The 15409-nt window shown below is 46.0% G+C and carries 15 protein-coding genes; 3 read left to right on the top strand and 12 right to left on the bottom strand.

The window, feature by feature from the left end:
• Nucleotides 1-6: 6 nt before the first annotated feature.
• Nucleotides 7-609, bottom strand: coding sequence for a dihydroxy-acid dehydratase domain-containing protein (locus MNQ98_RS05850; RefSeq protein WP_241932344.1), 603 nt, complete (start codon nucleotides 607-609; stop codon nucleotides 7-9).
• Between the two features lie 427 nt (nucleotides 610-1036).
• On the opposite strand from MNQ98_RS05850, the gene MNQ98_RS05845 reads away from it, so the two are divergent.
• Nucleotides 1037-1792 (top strand): YheC/YheD family protein, encoded by a 756-nt coding sequence (locus tag MNQ98_RS05845; RefSeq protein ID WP_241932343.1) that lies wholly within the window; start codon nucleotides 1037-1039, stop codon nucleotides 1790-1792.
• 57 nt (nucleotides 1793-1849) lie between these two features.
• On the opposite strand, the gene MNQ98_RS05840 is transcribed toward MNQ98_RS05845, so the two are convergent.
• The 3 genes from MNQ98_RS05840 to MNQ98_RS05830 form a co-directional block, all read right to left on the bottom strand.
• Complete coding sequence (locus tag MNQ98_RS05840; RefSeq protein ID WP_241932342.1) at nucleotides 1850-4144, bottom strand: hypothetical protein; 2295 nt, start codon at nucleotides 4142-4144, stop codon at nucleotides 1850-1852.
• Nucleotides 4145-4193: 49 nt separating this feature from the next.
• Nucleotides 4194-4367, bottom strand: coding sequence for a twin-arginine translocase TatA/TatE family subunit (locus tag MNQ98_RS05835; protein WP_208915562.1), 174 nt, complete (start codon nucleotides 4365-4367; stop codon nucleotides 4194-4196).
• Nucleotides 4368-4656: 289 nt separating this feature from the next.
• Nucleotides 4657-6087 carry an extracellular solute-binding protein gene (locus MNQ98_RS05830; protein WP_241932341.1) on the bottom strand — a complete coding sequence of 477 codons (1431 nt, stop codon included), beginning with the start codon at nucleotides 6085-6087 and terminating at the stop codon, nucleotides 4657-4659.
• 287 nt (nucleotides 6088-6374) lie between these two features.
• On the opposite strand from MNQ98_RS05830, the gene MNQ98_RS05825 reads away from it, so the two are divergent.
• Nucleotides 6375-7559: a multidrug effflux MFS transporter gene (locus MNQ98_RS05825; protein WP_481856761.1), complete on the top strand. Its 1185-nt coding sequence runs from the start codon at nucleotides 6375-6377 to the stop codon at nucleotides 7557-7559.
• A 315-nt stretch (nucleotides 7560-7874) separates the two neighbouring features.
• On the opposite strand, the gene MNQ98_RS05820 is transcribed toward MNQ98_RS05825, so the two are convergent.
• Together MNQ98_RS05820 and MNQ98_RS05815 are read right to left on the bottom strand one after the other, a co-directional pair.
• Complete coding sequence (locus MNQ98_RS05820; protein WP_241932339.1) at nucleotides 7875-8516, bottom strand: NAD(P)H-dependent oxidoreductase; 642 nt, start codon at nucleotides 8514-8516, stop codon at nucleotides 7875-7877.
• A gap of 99 nt (nucleotides 8517-8615) precedes the next feature.
• A complete protein-coding gene (locus MNQ98_RS05815; protein WP_241932338.1) occupies nucleotides 8616-9218 on the bottom strand; it encodes a carboxymuconolactone decarboxylase family protein in 603 nt (200 codons plus the stop codon).
• A 68-nt stretch (nucleotides 9219-9286) separates the two neighbouring features.
• On the opposite strand from MNQ98_RS05815, the gene MNQ98_RS05810 reads away from it, so the two are divergent.
• Nucleotides 9287-10156 (top strand): sigma-70 family RNA polymerase sigma factor, encoded by an 870-nt coding sequence (locus tag MNQ98_RS05810; protein WP_241932337.1) that lies wholly within the window; start codon nucleotides 9287-9289, stop codon nucleotides 10154-10156.
• 651 nt (nucleotides 10157-10807) lie between these two features.
• On the opposite strand, the gene MNQ98_RS05805 is transcribed toward MNQ98_RS05810, so the two are convergent.
• From MNQ98_RS05805 to MNQ98_RS05780, 6 genes are all read right to left on the bottom strand, one after another.
• Complete coding sequence (locus MNQ98_RS05805; protein ID WP_241933857.1) at nucleotides 10808-11830, bottom strand: DUF2332 domain-containing protein; 1023 nt, start codon at nucleotides 11828-11830, stop codon at nucleotides 10808-10810.
• The gene (locus MNQ98_RS05800) at nucleotides 11820-12212 is read right to left on the bottom strand and encodes a nuclear transport factor 2 family protein (RefSeq protein WP_241932336.1); all 393 of its coding nucleotides are present in this window, start codon (nucleotides 12210-12212) and stop codon (nucleotides 11820-11822) included. The genes MNQ98_RS05805 and MNQ98_RS05800 overlap by 11 nt, the downstream gene beginning before the upstream one ends.
• Before the next feature lie 556 nt (nucleotides 12213-12768).
• Nucleotides 12769-13710 carry an aldo/keto reductase family protein gene (locus tag MNQ98_RS05795; RefSeq protein ID WP_241932335.1) on the bottom strand — a complete coding sequence of 314 codons (942 nt, stop codon included), beginning with the start codon at nucleotides 13708-13710 and terminating at the stop codon, nucleotides 12769-12771.
• Nucleotides 13711-13939: 229 nt separating this feature from the next.
• Nucleotides 13940-14386, bottom strand: a complete 447-nt coding sequence (locus MNQ98_RS05790; protein WP_241932334.1) for an N-acetyltransferase — start codon at nucleotides 14384-14386, stop codon at nucleotides 13940-13942.
• A 66-nt stretch (nucleotides 14387-14452) separates the two neighbouring features.
• Nucleotides 14453-14815, bottom strand: a complete 363-nt coding sequence (locus MNQ98_RS05785; RefSeq protein ID WP_241932333.1) for a hypothetical protein — start codon at nucleotides 14813-14815, stop codon at nucleotides 14453-14455.
• Nucleotides 14816-15038: 223 nt separating this feature from the next.
• On the bottom strand, nucleotides 15039-15329 hold the full coding sequence (locus MNQ98_RS05780) for a hypothetical protein (RefSeq protein ID WP_241933856.1): 291 nt from the start codon (nucleotides 15327-15329) through the stop codon (nucleotides 15039-15041).
• Nucleotides 15330-15409: the final 80 nt, after the last annotated feature.

The following is a 15409-nucleotide window of genomic DNA, read 5'->3' as shown; positions in this document are numbered from 1 at the left end:
CCTTATTTAGAATAAGATTTCATAGACATTATCCCATATCTCAAAATCCATTTCATGGTAAATATTTTTTCGAGAGAATACATTCGTCAGAGTGCCAAGCTTTTCGATTTCTACACTGACAGTATCTCCCCGCTTTAAGTAAATCTGCTTGGTAATATAAGCATCAACAGCCTCACGCTCGCTGTCGAATACCCGCGCTGGCCCGGTATGCACCTGCATATCCGATGCGACGGCATATTTCTTAATCGTAGCTCCTTCTGGAGCAAGATTTCCGTTCAGTACAGCCAAAGAGCCTTCCGTTTTCAGCGGCTTATGCAGCGGGTAAATAACGTTTCTCCGGTTCAGCTTGTAATTGGTCAGAAACATCTCCTCATAATTGCGCATTTCATTATTCCGCATTTCCTCGATATTCTCGCCAACCGTCTGTCCCGTTACAGTCAGCGCATCAAGATGAAGAAAATCCTTAATCTTATCCATGACAAAAGGTACGCCGTCCGCATACCAGAACAGCTCCATCGGATATTTTCCAGCTGTTTTCGTATCTACCAGGACGGGGACTTTACGGTGAATGTCGTCAAACAGCTTCGCATCCAGCACGATCCCGATCATATATCCGTAGTTGTGTAGATGGCAGACTTTCCTCCCATCTGAAACATACCCTTTTCCATCTCACTGACCAATTCATTCAAGTGATAGGAACTGGGATGGCTCTGGACATTCCCTCATAAGTAAAGCCTGGATCTTCTCTGGTCACCCCGCCGATTTAACATGAATATATTCCCTCCTGAAATATATTTTTCACCTGCCTTAGTCCTACATCACCTCCCTTAGTATTCATCATAATTCAGCATCGCCTTCGAAATAAATAACACTTTATTAACTCTGCATACGGATTTATAAAGATGAGAAGATCCAGACAACACAGCTACAGAAGTCTAAATCTCTAAAAGTGGGCTTCATTGTGATAGGCAAACGTGGCGACAAGCTCCTATTCCAATTCATATGCTGGAAAAAAAGAGAGGTGGGGCTCTTTCCCATGACCTATAAGAGCAGCACAATTAAGAGCAAGTGGAAAAAGACCAAATGGCTTCTGGAAGAATCCCATTTAAAGCAATATGTGCCGGCAACACTGCCCTTCAGTAAAAGCAACCTGACGTCCATGCTCTCCTCCTATTCCACTGTTTTTTTCAAACCGACGAGCGGCTCCGGCGGGAATAATATAATCCGTATCAAAAAAAAGGACGGGGGGTATCAGACCCAGTACAATACCGTCAAAACCACTTACACGACGCAAGAAAAGCTCTATAAAGGACTGAAACGGTTTGCAGGGAAGAAAGATTTTTTGCTGCAAAAAGGAATCCGTCTAGCCAAAAGCAACGGAAAGCCATTCGATATTCGTGTCATGGTTCAAAAGACGAGCAACGGTTCTTGGGTAAGCACCGGATTGTTTACGAAAGTCGGCAAGCCAAACAAGGTCGCTACAAATTACAATCAAGGCGGAACCGTTGAATATTTTAATAAAACGATGGCCCGTTCAGAATTTAACAGCATCTCCATACAACAGATGGAACACAAACTGAAGCAACTCGGTGTTTCTGTGGGGCATAACTTTGATCGGCATTACAAGGGCTTTAAGGAGCTGGGGCTGGACGTCGCTCTGGATCAAAGCGGCAAACCATGGATACTAGAAGTAAATACACGGCCTCAATTTTACCCGCTTAAAGCTTTGAAAGACAAAAGCTTATATCATCGGATTGTTTCTTATGGCAAACAGTATGGGAGAACAAAATAGACTGCATAACGAAGGGGGTGTCCCAAGGTCTATTGACCTGGGGCACCCCCCTTGTACTCAACCGATGATCAGGTTCCCAGTGCTGTGCTGAACCGATGCTCCTTCAGCTGGGAGCGACGAACGGTTCACCTTCTCTTCGATGCAAGACGTCAGAAAGAAATAGTTCCCCTTCGCAATACTTCCCTCCGAAGCGGCGTATTGACCTCCCTTGAAACGAGCCCCCACTGCCTTAAAGTTCAGCTTGCCATCGGTCATCTGAAAGTGCAGTGTACGGGCGTCATCCGCCAGACTCTGGCAGCTGCCGTAGTGCAGCGTAAAGGTTCCGCCTGCAGCTTCATGCTTAACATATGCGTTCTCGCCGCTTGTTCCTTTGAATACCGCTCCACCCTCTACGGTCAGACACTGGTCCATCGTACCTGTCTTGATATGGTCCCAAGCTCCTGTGAAGACCAAGCCGCAGTTGTCTAATCCTCCGCCGCTGATCATCACTTCCTTGCTTCCGACACGCACCATACCTGTCGATGCTGAAGTCCCTCTAAACCAGGTGTCCCGGATGGTCAGCCTGTTGATACTTCCAATATTGACATCCTCCACCGATGTGAACTCACAGTTAGCAATCAACAGATCGCTGGACACCGGAGTTACACCTACCGCCTCGCTCCGGATCGGTCTGGCAATTTCATACCCCTTCAACATGCCAAAAGAACAATTCTCGATGGCGTTCGGACGCTTGGAACGTACCGAGCTTTGCGACAAAGTAATCATATTCTCGGCCGTACAGCCCCGGATTTGAAGGCCGTCAACGTTAGCCCAGATCGAACCGGAATTACTGAGACCTGGCTTGTTGATGGCGTAGCAGTCTTCCAGCGTAAGATCCGTCAGCTTTTTATGGGCTACAATCCGTGTGGCGATGTGCTTCTTAACTGTGATCCGTTTGGCACTGTCGCCCCAATGTGTGCCACTGTTGGCGAACGACAGCAGACCGGAGTTGCCGATATACGTCAGATCATGTTCAAACTGGCCGTGGGTTACGAACGGACCATAATCATCTCCGTCGCCGTGGCAGTTCTCGACCAGACAATAGGCAGCGCACGTAAAATCGTTCAAGTGACGGGCATTACTCGTATTGCAGTTCCGAACGTTACCGTACAGCACATTCAACTGCTGGGTTAAGTACCCTGTGCCACCCCAGTCCCGTTCCTCTGGATTGATCAGCTCGCAGCTTTCTGTTACATAGTGAGAGCAGTAACGCCGCTGAACAACCGGCCAAAATACTTTAGTCGCCCGAACCCCGGACACGTCACATTCAACAGCAAATTCATAAGCGACCGGGTTAGAGCCGATCTGATCCCATGTTTCGAACGGCCTTTGACTCGTTGATTCTGTCGGAGGAACAGGCACACCGACAAATTCCATGTTGCGCACACTGCACCGGTAAACAGGATTCATTTTCGTATATGTAATGGTACGTCCCGCTTCAAGGCTCCAGCCGAGCTTGTAATTGATCCGTATATGAGTGGCGTCGATGATCTCCGTCACCTTCACCATATAATCCAACTCACGTTGGGCTTTGCCGCCCTTCTGGGGCGACACTTGGGCAATCCACCAATCCTCTAGCGCAAAAGTGGAGGAGTTCTGTACCTGCAGTACATCACTGCCTTCCGGAATGTCGGTACTTAACGTAATACTGCTTGCCGCACCTGCAGCTTGTCCCTGAAAAAACATCACGGCACCAAACGGATTATCCCGGGTATTGAGCTCGATTCCATCCGTCGTCACCCGGTGTCCGCCAAAATCGAGTTCAATCCCGCTGCGGTGAAACATATGCCGTCTTACAAAATTCAAAGGCGTATGCGCCTCAACCCTGTGGATGGAAAGATCGTTCACCATCGCTGCCAGCGCATCATCCGCATTGCTCTGTGCATCGAATATACCGAACCAGCGGAAGTCGGCCACCCCGTTATGAATGGTTTCCCAGCGGCCTGATCCGAGGCCTCTAGCTGCATGAACTGTTCCACCGTTGTCCTCTTTACTACTGTCAGCCGCCCAGCGAACCCATTTCCCCCCGCCGTCCCCGGCTTTGTAGTAACCTGCGACATATACAATAGCGTCTGCTTTAAGCCGTTTGGGATTGATCGCTAACAGCGCTTTTACGTCAGACACAAATTCAACCTTGGTTTGTCCTCCCTGAGCCTCTGCGCTCTGAGACTGTGACTGTACTTCATCGGCAAAAGTCAGCTTGGAACCCAGCACGCTTCCAACAACGACTGCCCCGGCGGCGCCCAACACCTGAAGCGCTTTGCGTCTGCTTACAGCTGAGCTTGAATTTGAACTGCATTCTTCATGATTCATGGAGAAACCTCCTTCAGTTGAATAGACTCTATGCGTATAAATCCTATAGTCAATCTTTATCCTGCGGGTTCGTCGGCTCCGAAATGATTTTGGCAGCCCCGCTCTTCAGCTCCCGGATTGTCGTTCCAACGGCACGGCCCAGCTCAGGCAGCTTCTTCGGACCGAACAGTAAAAGACCCAACACGACCAGAAGTACAATACCGGTCACTCCAATTGTCGGCATAATGTTATTCCCCTCCCATTCCTCACGTTTTCGTCACTAACTTAATGCTCTCACTGCGTATAAATGGATGCGCTTTCAAGTTCGTTCAGCCTCCTTTGATTTACAATTAGTTCACGAAACACTACTCACAGATCGATACAAACACTTCTTCACCGTTAATTGATGTACGCTGATGTACGATAATTATAAAAACAGCATAATTTTTTTGTCAACAAAAAAACCACACCGCGCGAAACTCCAAAAGTGCGGTGTGGCGTTGCATAACAGTCAACCACATCATATATTCAATTTACTTGTTATCCGAAAAATAACTTTCCAATTTGGCATATAGTTCCTTCTCGTCGATGATATCTGACCAGAATTCCTTCAGGCTGCTGCTGAATTGCTTCATCGAGTGAATTGATAAGCCAAGCTGATTGTGATACATAAAGCTCGGGAACAGCTCCCGATACATGGAATAACGCGATGGGCGGTTAATATCTTCGGTTGCTGGCTCTTCTGCGATCATCTTCCTGGACGGGATACTGATCGTCTTCTCCCTGATGATAGCCTGCGCTGCAGGTGACGCCAGAAATTCCACAAACGTTCGGGCCGCCTCCTTCTCTTTCGATCTGCGGTTTACCGCAACCCCAATCGATACAAGCAGCGTTTTTTGCTCACCACCACGGTTCATCAAAGGTACAGGTGAAATGTCGTACGACAGACTCTTTCCCTTGAATGCGTTCAGACTGAAGTAAGTCGTCAAAATGATGGATACCCGCTTCTGCATAAACAGCGAGATGGAGTCATCTTCGCTACTTCCTGAGAAGTATTTTGGAAAAATCGTATGGTCATTCACAATATCACTGAGTTTCCTTAGACTATAGGCCAGCCCCGGAGCATTATTCCGCTTACGCCCCGTATTTCCGTCCAACTCATCCAGGCTATTAACAGCTACATCTTCCGCGCTTCCCACTAGACCACTATGGAGCAGAAATACCGGATACCTGTTCAAGGCAGCAGGGACAAAATAAATAGAGTGCCTTCCGCTATACTTCGTAAGCTTTCGGGCCGTATCCAGCAGATCATCCCAGGTCCACGAGCTGTCAGGTTCCTGCAGCTTCGCTTCTTGGAAATGCTCCTTGTTGTAACATAAGACGACCGGCGAGAATGACACGACCCTTGCATACAGCTGCCCTTCATGCCGAAACGCCTCGCTGGCGACCCGGTATATCCCATCGTCCGACTCAAGCGGCTCCAGCAGCGGCAATACGGTTCCGGTCTCACACATCTCTTGAAACTGCCAGTTGTTAAAAGACACGACATCCAGCATCCCGCTTGAGAGCATTTCGCCGGCAGAAGTCACATGTTCGAAGAAATCAAGCGGGATAGCCCGGACATGAATAGATGGATGCAGTCGTTGGAATTCTTCCAGCAGTTGATCCATCACGATATCTTCTGACAAGGAAGGATTGCAGCCGAAGTTTACGATTATCGGCTTCTGCTCCTTCGAGACCATGCTCCCAACCCGGTCAATCTTCACAATGAGTTCTTCTTCCACCAGAAGTTCCAGCCCTTTGCGGACTGTTTTATTGCTTATCTTAAACTGCTTAGCCAGCGCGCTTTCCGAAGGAAGAAACGCCCCCGGCTTTCTTATACCATTTATTATTTCTGAACGGAGTGAATGGACCATTCGATCCAGCTTCTCCTGAAAAGACAACTTGTCTGATTCCTCATTCATGTACAAAACTCCCAATTATATGAATAAAGTTACATCACAAATTATATTCTGGTGGAAGGGGATAGGATTGTCAAATACCTAGCAACCTCTCATCTAATTAGCTAATTTGGCACATTTTTTAATCGCCATACTGTACCTTTTTGTGCTAATGTCTATAGATGCGTGCATTTTATTTTGACAGAAAGGGAAGGTTCGGAACATTCATGAGTGAATTAGGACAAGAACTAAATACAAGAAACAATTCGGAGACCGTTATACGCAGTAAACCAAGTACAAGCCGACTATGGATGATCCTGATCCTTGGCGCCCTGTCCGCTTTTGGACCCCTTTCGCTAGACATGTATTTGCCTTCCTTGCCGGAATTGGCCAGATCCATGCATACGACAACGTCGCTTACGCAGCTCAGCCTGACCTCTTGCCTCATTGGCCTCGCTGTGGGACAGCTTCTGGCAGGTCCACTTAGTGATGTACGGGGAAGACGCATTCCGCTGATCATCGGAATGGTTGTCTATGGGGTTGCATCTCTACTGTGTGCTTTTAGCACATCCATTGAAATGTTAATCGCCCTTCGCTTTATTCAAGGCATTGCCGGTTCGGCGGGCATTGTTATATCAAGAGCTATTGTACGGGATATGTATTCCGGATCCGAGCTCACCAAATTTTTCTCTATGCTTATGCTGGTGAATGGAGCAGCGCCCATTCTTTCTCCAATTATCGGAGGACAGCTGCTTAAATTCACCTCTTGGCGTGGTGTGTTCATCGTATTGACCTTTATTGGGGTGGCTATGCTTCTTGCGGTACTCTTTGGATTGCCGGAGACATTAAGCAGAGAAAAACGCTCCAAGGGCGGGATTTCCAACACGTTATCCACATTTGGAACTCTATTTCGTGATCCAGGATTTGTAGGACTGGCCCTATGCCAAGGCTTTGTTGCTGCAGCGATGTTTGCTTATATTTCAGGCTCTCCTTTCGTACTTCAGGACATTTTTGGGGTGTCCCCTCAGTCCTTCGGACTTATATTTGCCGCCAATGGGATCGGCATCATCATAGCCGGTCAAATCACAGGCCGCCTCGCAGGCCGGGTCAGTGAACGAACATTGTTTCTGTCAGGCATCACGTTGGCAACGATCGGCGGCTTTGTTCTGCTGTTGACCATTGTGAGCGGAGCAGGGCTTGGCTTTATACTGCCGCCGCTCTTTATCGTCGTTTCCTGTGTCGGTATTGTCGGTACAGCCGGCTCATCATTGGCACTGCAAAATTACGGGCATGCAGCAGGGAGCGCCTCTGCACTGCTAGGACTGCTGTCTTATATTTTGGGCGCTTTGGTCATGCCACTTGTAGGAATTATGGGCAATGGGACAGCGGTTCCGATGGGTATCGTCATAGCCGGTGCTGATGTAGGAGCTGTGCTGTGCTATTTACTGCTGGTGCGGAGACCCGAGAGAAAGGCAGCTGCATCATCCGTAGGATGAGTAATAGAAAGTGAAGCGCCCCTTCTAAATAGCAACATAAGAAAAACATCTATCGAGCGTACCTCAAAGGAGATAGACCGCACTTAGCGGTAGTTTTCCTTGCGAGATATTACAATTTCTTATCTCTAAAAAAAGAATGGATAGAGCATCAGCTCAAAGCTGATAGCTTTATCCATTCTTTTTTAAATTTATAACTGTCAACGCATAATGTCCATCAGTTGACGGCGTAAGTTGTCCTACTGGTGACGGACAAGCTGTCCGCGCGAAGTATTTTGTGAAAATAAAGTATTAGACAAAATCTTGTTTAGACAATCGTTAGAATCTTCGGGCAACCTCGCGCGCTTGTTGAATCGCCTTTTCTTTTATCGCAGGCTCTTGCTCGGGTTTCGCGGCCATTCCCTCAACAAATATCCCCTCAAAGGTAGGAACTCCAACGAATTCCATAATGACCTTCAGATGGCGGTGACCCATTTCTAAGTCTGCATCATCTGAGCCTGGTGACAAGAAACTTCCGCTAGCTTGAATATGAACGGCTTTTTTATCACTTAGCAAGCCCACTCGGCCGATATCCGGTAAATATTTGAAAGTCTTATCCACTATGCAAATGGAGTCAATGTATGACTTCATAACGGGTGGATACGAATAATTCCAAATCGGAGTAACAAATACATATTTATCTGCGGCAACAAATTGATCAACCAACTCATTAATACGGCTTAGTTTCATTATCTCCGCTTCGGTCAATTGTTCAAATGCAATACCAGCTTTCAGTTTGCCCCAACCGCTAAAAACATCTATATCAAGTTGTGGTATATCCATTTTATACAGATCAAGATGGATAACTTCATCATTCGGATTTGCAGATCGATAAGTCTGTACAAACTCTTTACCTACTAACATGCTGTATGATTTTTCATGATCGTGTGGATTTGCCGTAATATATAATACTGTTGCCATAATCGTAATACCCACTTTCACTTTTTTGAAAAGCGATAATATTGGAGGGGGTATCTGCCTCTAATCCCCTTCCATTACTGACCGCAATATTCGTTACAATTATTTGCTCGCAGAAACTGTTACGATCTGTCTGGTAGAAACGTTAAGTCGATTCCAGAAGTTGGCCATGGCGATCCCGGCGATCAGGGTCGCCAGTGCCAGCACATCGAAGTGTCGGGCTGCCTCGTTAAAGATTTCATCCGGCACTGGGTCTACTCGGTCATTGAGTCGGGTAACAGCTTCACTGAGCGCAAGGGCAGCACGCTCGGTATCATTGAAGTATTGCGTTTCACGCCATGCCGATACGGCCAGTAGACGCTCTGTAGATTCACCTGCCGCCAAGGCATTACGCGAATGTAGTTCGACGCATACACTGTCCCCATTGATTTGGCTTGCCCGAAGATACGCAAGGAAGAGCGTACGGCTCGGAATACCTGTTTTCTCTGCGGAAGTAAATAAGGCTTTGCCCAGGGCTTGTAAGGCTTGAGTCGCATCGGGTACGATCATAGCAGGACTATCCATTCTTGATTGCATGTTAAGCACTCCTCTAATTTTGATTAGAACCGATTTTGGCTCCTTACTATGCTGACGGATCGCCCCCGGGATTTGTGACAAAATTTTCTTGAGAAACGAAAAACCAACAAATGACCGGTGTTTTGTCACATTGTTCAGATTTCATCCGTCAGTACTTATAGAGGCTTTTTTTATTTTTGTGCGAGGGAGTTTGAATGATGAGTGAACAGGTTTGGTTGGCAAATATATTCGAAGCACACCGGAAGCACCTTCAGGCAGTAGCTTATCGAATGCTTGGATCATTGAACGAAGCGGAGGACGCGGTACAGGAGTCTTGGTTACGTCTTAGTCGTGCGGATGCAAGAGGCATTGAGAATATGGGAGGATGGTTGACCACCGTTGTTTCACGGGTTTGCCTCGACATGTTACGATCGCGAAAATCTAGACGCGAAGAATCGATAGAAGCTCAATTGCCCGATGCTTTCACAAGCCAAGAGAATATAATTGACCCCGAACAAGAAGCCATATTGGCTGATTCTGTCGGTATTGCACTGCTAGTCGTGCTCGGTAATTTGAATCCTGCGGAACGCATCACGTTTGTGCTGCACGATGTTTTCGCCATGCCCTTCAATGAAATTGCTCCTATTGTAGGTAAGTCGGAGGTCGCTACAAGACAACTTGCGAGCAGGGCACGCCACCGGGTTCGCGGGGCGAAACCAATGCAGGAAGTCGACCTTGCTCTCCAACGCGACGTCGTTCAAGCTTTTCTTGCTGCAACGCATGCAGGCGATTTCGATACTCTAGTAGCTGCACTCGATCCGCACGTTATTCTTCGTGACGATCGTCAAACAGGATCTTCAAGAGTAACGCGAGGAGCGACTGCTCTAGCGAAACAAGTTTCGGGACGTGCACAGAAAGCAGCACAACTAGCCCTCGTTAACGGAACAGTAGGAATCATTGTGGCTCCTCAAGGAAGATTGCGCTATGTACTCAATTTTACTATGAGTCAGGGAAAGATTACCGAAGTCGACTTGATCTCCGATCCTGAGCGCATAAGTCAGCTTGATCTGGCGGTATTGAACGATTGAACACAGTTGTGCCACAGTATACAGAAATGCCTAGCATTACATTATCCAGCCTGTTAGCTTAATGCTCCCAATTAGTCTGTTTTAACACGAAGTCACGAGAAAAGGGAGAATTACGATAATTCTCCCTGAATGACTCGTCTAACCATATGATCGTCAATGATTCGATGTTTGTTCTGTGAGCCGTAGATGAGAGCGTGAGCACATACTTTGTTAATCAGTCTGGCGGCGCCGCTCGAGAAACGATAGGAGTCATCGGGTCGAACACGACATCATTTTTTGTGATACGGTCATTATATTCAGCAACTCTAGGACAGGCAATCCCGTCAGCAATTGAGCATTATCTTTCGGCCGCAACACTGCGCAGTGGAAAGTAAGTACAATGATCAAACATGATGTGATAAGTAATATTGTATGTTATACAACACTGGAGAAGCAGAATACTTGAATCTATTAATATTGTTATAGATTCTACAACAATCCCTCCTGGAAAGTGGTAAATAAATGATTCCCTATCCCAATTATTGTATTTTATGCAACAATACGTGCTTCACCGCTAGATGCCAAAATAAAATTGCACTTTATACAACATTCACTAAATCCTGTTGGACGATATGAGTTCACATTCCACTTGTAAAATGATTAATTTTCCGCTCAATCTACGATATTCCACTCGAACCATCTTCCATGCCCCTCCGTTGCTCCAAGCGTGTGATTATACGTTTTTCCATTGAGCACATAATCCAAATGAAGATCACCATCATTCATATTATTGTAGAGGTGGGCGATATCTCTGGTGCTGCCAATCTCTTGAATCGTCTCCGTCAACCTTTTCTTGGCTTCCTTGGGAATCTGGTTGGCAACATGGGTATGGAAGACACAGATCAGCGAGTCTGTAGATATTTGGTCAATTAATTGTGTTAGCAGAGCGACTCCATCCCCTTCAATCAGCTGTATGGGTGTTTCTTGTACACATTGAGAGGCTCTCGCGAATAATTCGCGTCTTTCATGATGCTCCGGCCATATTAACGCCTGTAACCACTGCTTGTCTTCTGGATTGGATACGTCATTAACGTGCAAATCAACTCCAATTCTGACCGACACCGGCGGAGCTGTATCCAGCAGCAGCGGGGTTGAATCGCCCTTGATCTCAGAAGTGATATGAACTGTACCACGCGGATTTCCGTAGGTTATTCCCGTGCCATAGGAGTAGCTGAATTGGTCCCATAGCAGCTGCAAGCCTGAGCTCGTTCCGATCTCGATCAAGGCCAGCGGCTTCTTCACCTTGTCGTAGATATAACAAAATGAAGGATACAAGTAAGCGCAGCGCCGTACCTCATTAGTCTGCACTAGCTTGCGCTCTAGGATCGGGATGATCTCTCCTCTGTGGGCAAGGCAGAAGTCTTTAAAATGAGTAAATACACCTTCGGTTTCAGGTTGTTTTTCGAGACTAGGGTAGAAATTTTTGAGGCTATGCTCTTTTCCGTTCAACAACAGGTAGTGGACCGCGCCAAAGAAAAGGTTCGGCATCGGCTGCCCTTTTTGTGCATAGGAGCTTAGTTCCAGCAGCTCTGGATCTTCGGCGATGTGGAGGGATAAATGCTCGTACAGCGTACTGGATTGGCATTCTGCCGCGAATTGGATAAACCGTTTAGATAATTGATTTTTATCCATGATAATTCGTATCCTCCTTGGGAATATAGGGGCGAGAGCTTGGTGTCCCTTGATGAAAGAACATTTGCCATACGTCATTCACACGCTTCCAGATGGAACTTCGCAGCGTATGTACCATTTTTGTTTCATCGAATAAACGATATGTAGTTAACACCACACCCTCCGACAAAGGATGGATTTCAAAATCATGAAGCGTCATGTTTCGAACACCTATTCCACCTTCACCGATACAATCCTGCTTGTAAAATATGTTCCCTGAACTTCCGAACTCAAAAAAATCGTCTGCCAGACGTTTTGAAAGCTCTTCTGGAGAGGTACGAACATCCGGTTTCAGCAATTCTTCCTCCAGTTGAAGCAAATGATCTTTTAAAGAGATATTGTCCATTTCCTAGCATCCTCTCCACTATGTTATGGGCTTGAGCGTGTCCTATGTCCGATTTTCTACCTTTTAATCTCTTGCAACGCATAAATCGTTTTGATAATTGATTTCTATCCATCATGATTCGTGTCTTCCTTGGATTAAGCATTTAGCTAAAAAAGCTGAATTTCCTCTATTAAAGAGAAACTCAGCTTTTTGTTAATATATAAATTAAGCTACTCTGGCAATAATTTGATTATTTTCCAAAACAGCTCTATCGTGTTCATTACTTGGTCTGTAGTTAACTAAAATAACCCTCATATTTCACACACACCCTCTGTATTAGTGAAGAAAGAAGTGTTTTATCAAGATGATTTACTAGATCCAAGGTACCGTATACGCAGCATATACACATCTTTTTTCCTAGAACTATATTACCACCTATAACCAAAAATGTTAATGCATTTTTTGAAATATTTTGTAGAAATGGATTCTGGATATTTCCTTCTAAAAAAAGAGATGACTCCTGATCACATCAGAAGCCATCTCTTGCACGCATAATAGGATGGATAATAACCACGGCTCATTTTTCGAGAATCTCTTCAATCCGGCTCACGATTTCTTCACTCAGCTCTACACCGGACGCTTTCGCATTTTCTGTCACCTGTTCCGGACGGCTGGCGCCTACAAGCGTGCTGGCAACATTGGAATTACGCAAAATCCAGGCAAGGGCCAGATTGCCAACGGACAAATCAAGTTCATCTGCGATCTTCTCTAGCTCATACACTTTGGCAATCTTCTCGTCCGTAATGCCTTTACGCACCCATTCCAGCTTCGCAGCACGGCTGTCTTCCGGAATATCGGAAGCCGACGTGTACTTCCCTGTCAGCAAGCCTTGGGCAAGCGGTGAGAACACAACCTGACCGACCCCGGAGCGCTCGCTGAGCGGCATCACTTCTTTTTCAATATAACGCTCGAACATGTTGTAATGCGGCTGATTCACGACAATACGGTCCAGTAGATAACGGTCAGCGACATTCATCGCTTCAGCGATCTGGGAGGCCTGCCACTCACTGACACCCACATAGAGCACCTTGCCCTGACGGACAAGATCATCCAGGGCACGCAGCGTTTCATCGAGCGATGTTTCCGGATCATGACGGTGGCAGTAGAAAATGTCGACATAATCGTGGCCCAGACGTTTCAAGCTGGCGTGAGCCTGTTCCATAATGTGCTTGCGTGACAGTCCGCGGTCATTCGGACCATCTCCCATCGGCCAAAAGGCTTTCGTAGCCAGCACATACGATTCTCGAGGATGCGCTTTCAACGTTTCACCGACCAGTACTTCAGCTGCACCATTCTCATATACATTCGCTGTATCAAAGAAATTAATGCCGAGATCATAAGCGGTTTTAATCGCATGGACTGCATTCTCCCGCTCTACATAACCGCCGTAAGTAAGCCAGCTTCCCAAGCTAATCTCACTTACCTTCAGGCCACTGCGGCCAAGTCTCCGATACTTCATGACACATTCCTCCTAAAAATAGTCGTCTTGCATGGTGTATCTGTTTTTCTAAAATAGTTCCTATATTTTAAATATAAGTGAATTAGTATTTGTACCTGTGAACAAGAAGCAAAACCATCATCTGCTGATACGAAAAATACTTAAACTCAAACTAAAGAACATCAGAGAAAAATCATCTGATGTTCTTTTCTTAGCGTATGAACATATACCATGCTTTATGATTAAACTGTTACGATTCCCGTTCCCACTTCATCACATACTCCGATTCCGACGTTTCTGGATCTACCGATTCTTCAACAATATAAAAGCCATTTTTCTTATAAAATTGGGTGGCACTTTCGTTCTTCTGATATACCTTCAAATGGAGTGAGTCACGCTCTTTCTTGATATGATCCAGTAGCCTTCCTCCATATCCCCGGTTCTGCGCATTAACGTCAATAAATAGTGCGGCTATGTACTGCTCTATAAGTGAAACAAATCCAATGATGGTGTCGTTATCTTCATCTTCATGCTCCAACACGAATGTTGTTGAGGAAGGAAGATACAGGCTTGCCATCGCTTCTTTTTGCGCTTCCCAGTATCCAGAGTCAATAAAGGGATGCGACCTTAATGAGCCCTCTAGCCAAATATCAACAGCCCTCTCCGTATCAGAATTCTGAAATAATCGTATATTCATATGTTGTACCCGGCAGCGTTGATCTGCCTTTTCCTCTCGACTGATTGTTAGGTATAAGATCTACCATTAACCCCAAACTCCTAATATGATGACTCCCACCAGTAAGATGATCTTCCAGTTCGTACTTAGTTCCTTTCTCATTCCTTTGGAATGGAAAGCCGCCCAAGACAGAGCCAGCAGACTACTTACATTCGCCGCTTCATTCAACACGACTGCCGGAACGTAGTTTAGAGCTAATTTATCTACGACGATGTAGCTCGCAATACAGATCCCGACGGCGAGTGCCATCAACGGTGCCTTAAATGAAGTTTTATTACGCCTGAATTTTATGTTACTTAACAGCGCAATGCCTACGACAATCGTTATAACGCCTATCCATCCTGCTGCGGATAATTGTTCGTTAAGTAAAGTTACTCCCAGCAATGGCACTAATAATGGGCTGGTTCCATGTCCCAGACCGAATGCAGAAACCCCGAACCAAGTACGAGCAATATAGCTACACTAAGCATGGTATCAGCATCAGACCTTTCCACTTCAATAAACGTAGCATATGTTGTATACCGAACGCAAAAAGACACGAAACAACCATCCCGTGCCTTTCATCTAATCCGCCAAGTTAACTCAAACGCTCAACTCAACTTCATATTTATACTCATTGTTTATTGGCATGTTCCTTGGTCGCTGTATCCAGCATGGATTTCCAATCTGCAAAATCCGTTTCCCTTGCAACATGACGGTCGAACAGTTCATCAGGGATGTTATTGATATCTTCCTGTGTCTGCACTTGAAAGTTGCCTTTCTCCACAAACGCTCCAAAGCTATTAAAGCTGGAATGCTTGCTCATAAAGGTCTCATTGAAAAGATCGTCCAGCGAAACATGATTCGGATCGTCCTGAATCGTTCTCTGGCCCTGTAAATCCATCAGCAGTTCGTCAAAAGACATTGGTTTGTGTTTCCTCAAATTACCACTCCTAAATCTATTTTATCGATTCCAGCCTACCCCTTACATTGCCTCTTCGTCAA

Source organism: Paenibacillus sp. N3/727 (genome assembly GCF_022637315.1).
GTDB classification, from domain to species: Bacteria; Bacillota; Bacilli; order Paenibacillales; family Paenibacillaceae; genus Paenibacillus_AQ; species Paenibacillus_AQ uliginis.
The sequence above is the reverse complement of the archived record's forward strand: the minus strand, read 5'-3'. Positions and strand labels throughout refer to the sequence as shown.

What these genes read in the sequence shown, in the direction of transcription:
- MNQ98_RS05830 (WP_241932341.1), bottom strand. Translation starts at nt 6,087, where the DNA reads ATGAATGAGGAATCAGACAAGTTGTCTTTTCAGGAGAAGCTGGATCGA.
- MNQ98_RS05835 (WP_208915562.1), bottom strand. Translation starts at nt 4,367, where the DNA reads ATGCCGACAATTGGAGTGACCGGTATTGTACTTCTGGTCGTGTTGGGT.
- MNQ98_RS05825 (WP_481856761.1), top strand. Translation starts at nt 6,375, where the DNA reads ATGATCCTGATCCTTGGCGCCCTGTCCGCTTTTGGACCCCTTTCGCTA.
- MNQ98_RS05795 (WP_241932335.1), bottom strand. Translation starts at nt 13,710, where the DNA reads ATGAAGTATCGGAGACTTGGCCGCAGTGGCCTGAAGGTAAGTGAGATT.
- MNQ98_RS05780 (WP_241933856.1), bottom strand. Translation starts at nt 15,329, where the DNA reads ATGTCTTTTGACGAACTGCTGATGGATTTACAGGGCCAGAGAACGATT.
- MNQ98_RS05820 (WP_241932339.1), bottom strand. Translation starts at nt 8,516, where the DNA reads ATGGCAACAGTATTATATATTACGGCAAATCCACACGATCATGAAAAA.
- MNQ98_RS05845 (WP_241932343.1), top strand. Translation starts at nt 1,037, where the DNA reads ATGACCTATAAGAGCAGCACAATTAAGAGCAAGTGGAAAAAGACCAAA.
- MNQ98_RS05800 (WP_241932336.1), bottom strand. Translation starts at nt 12,212, where the DNA reads ATGGACAATATCTCTTTAAAAGATCATTTGCTTCAACTGGAGGAAGAA.
- MNQ98_RS05850 (WP_241932344.1), bottom strand. Translation starts at nt 609, where the DNA reads ATGATCGGGATCGTGCTGGATGCGAAGCTGTTTGACGACATTCACCGT.
- MNQ98_RS05810 (WP_241932337.1), top strand. Translation starts at nt 9,287, where the DNA reads ATGAGTGAACAGGTTTGGTTGGCAAATATATTCGAAGCACACCGGAAG.
- MNQ98_RS05790 (WP_241932334.1), bottom strand. Translation starts at nt 14,386, where the DNA reads ATGAATATACGATTATTTCAGAATTCTGATACGGAGAGGGCTGTTGAT.
- MNQ98_RS05840 (WP_241932342.1), bottom strand. Translation starts at nt 4,144, where the DNA reads ATGAATCATGAAGAATGCAGTTCAAATTCAAGCTCAGCTGTAAGCAGA.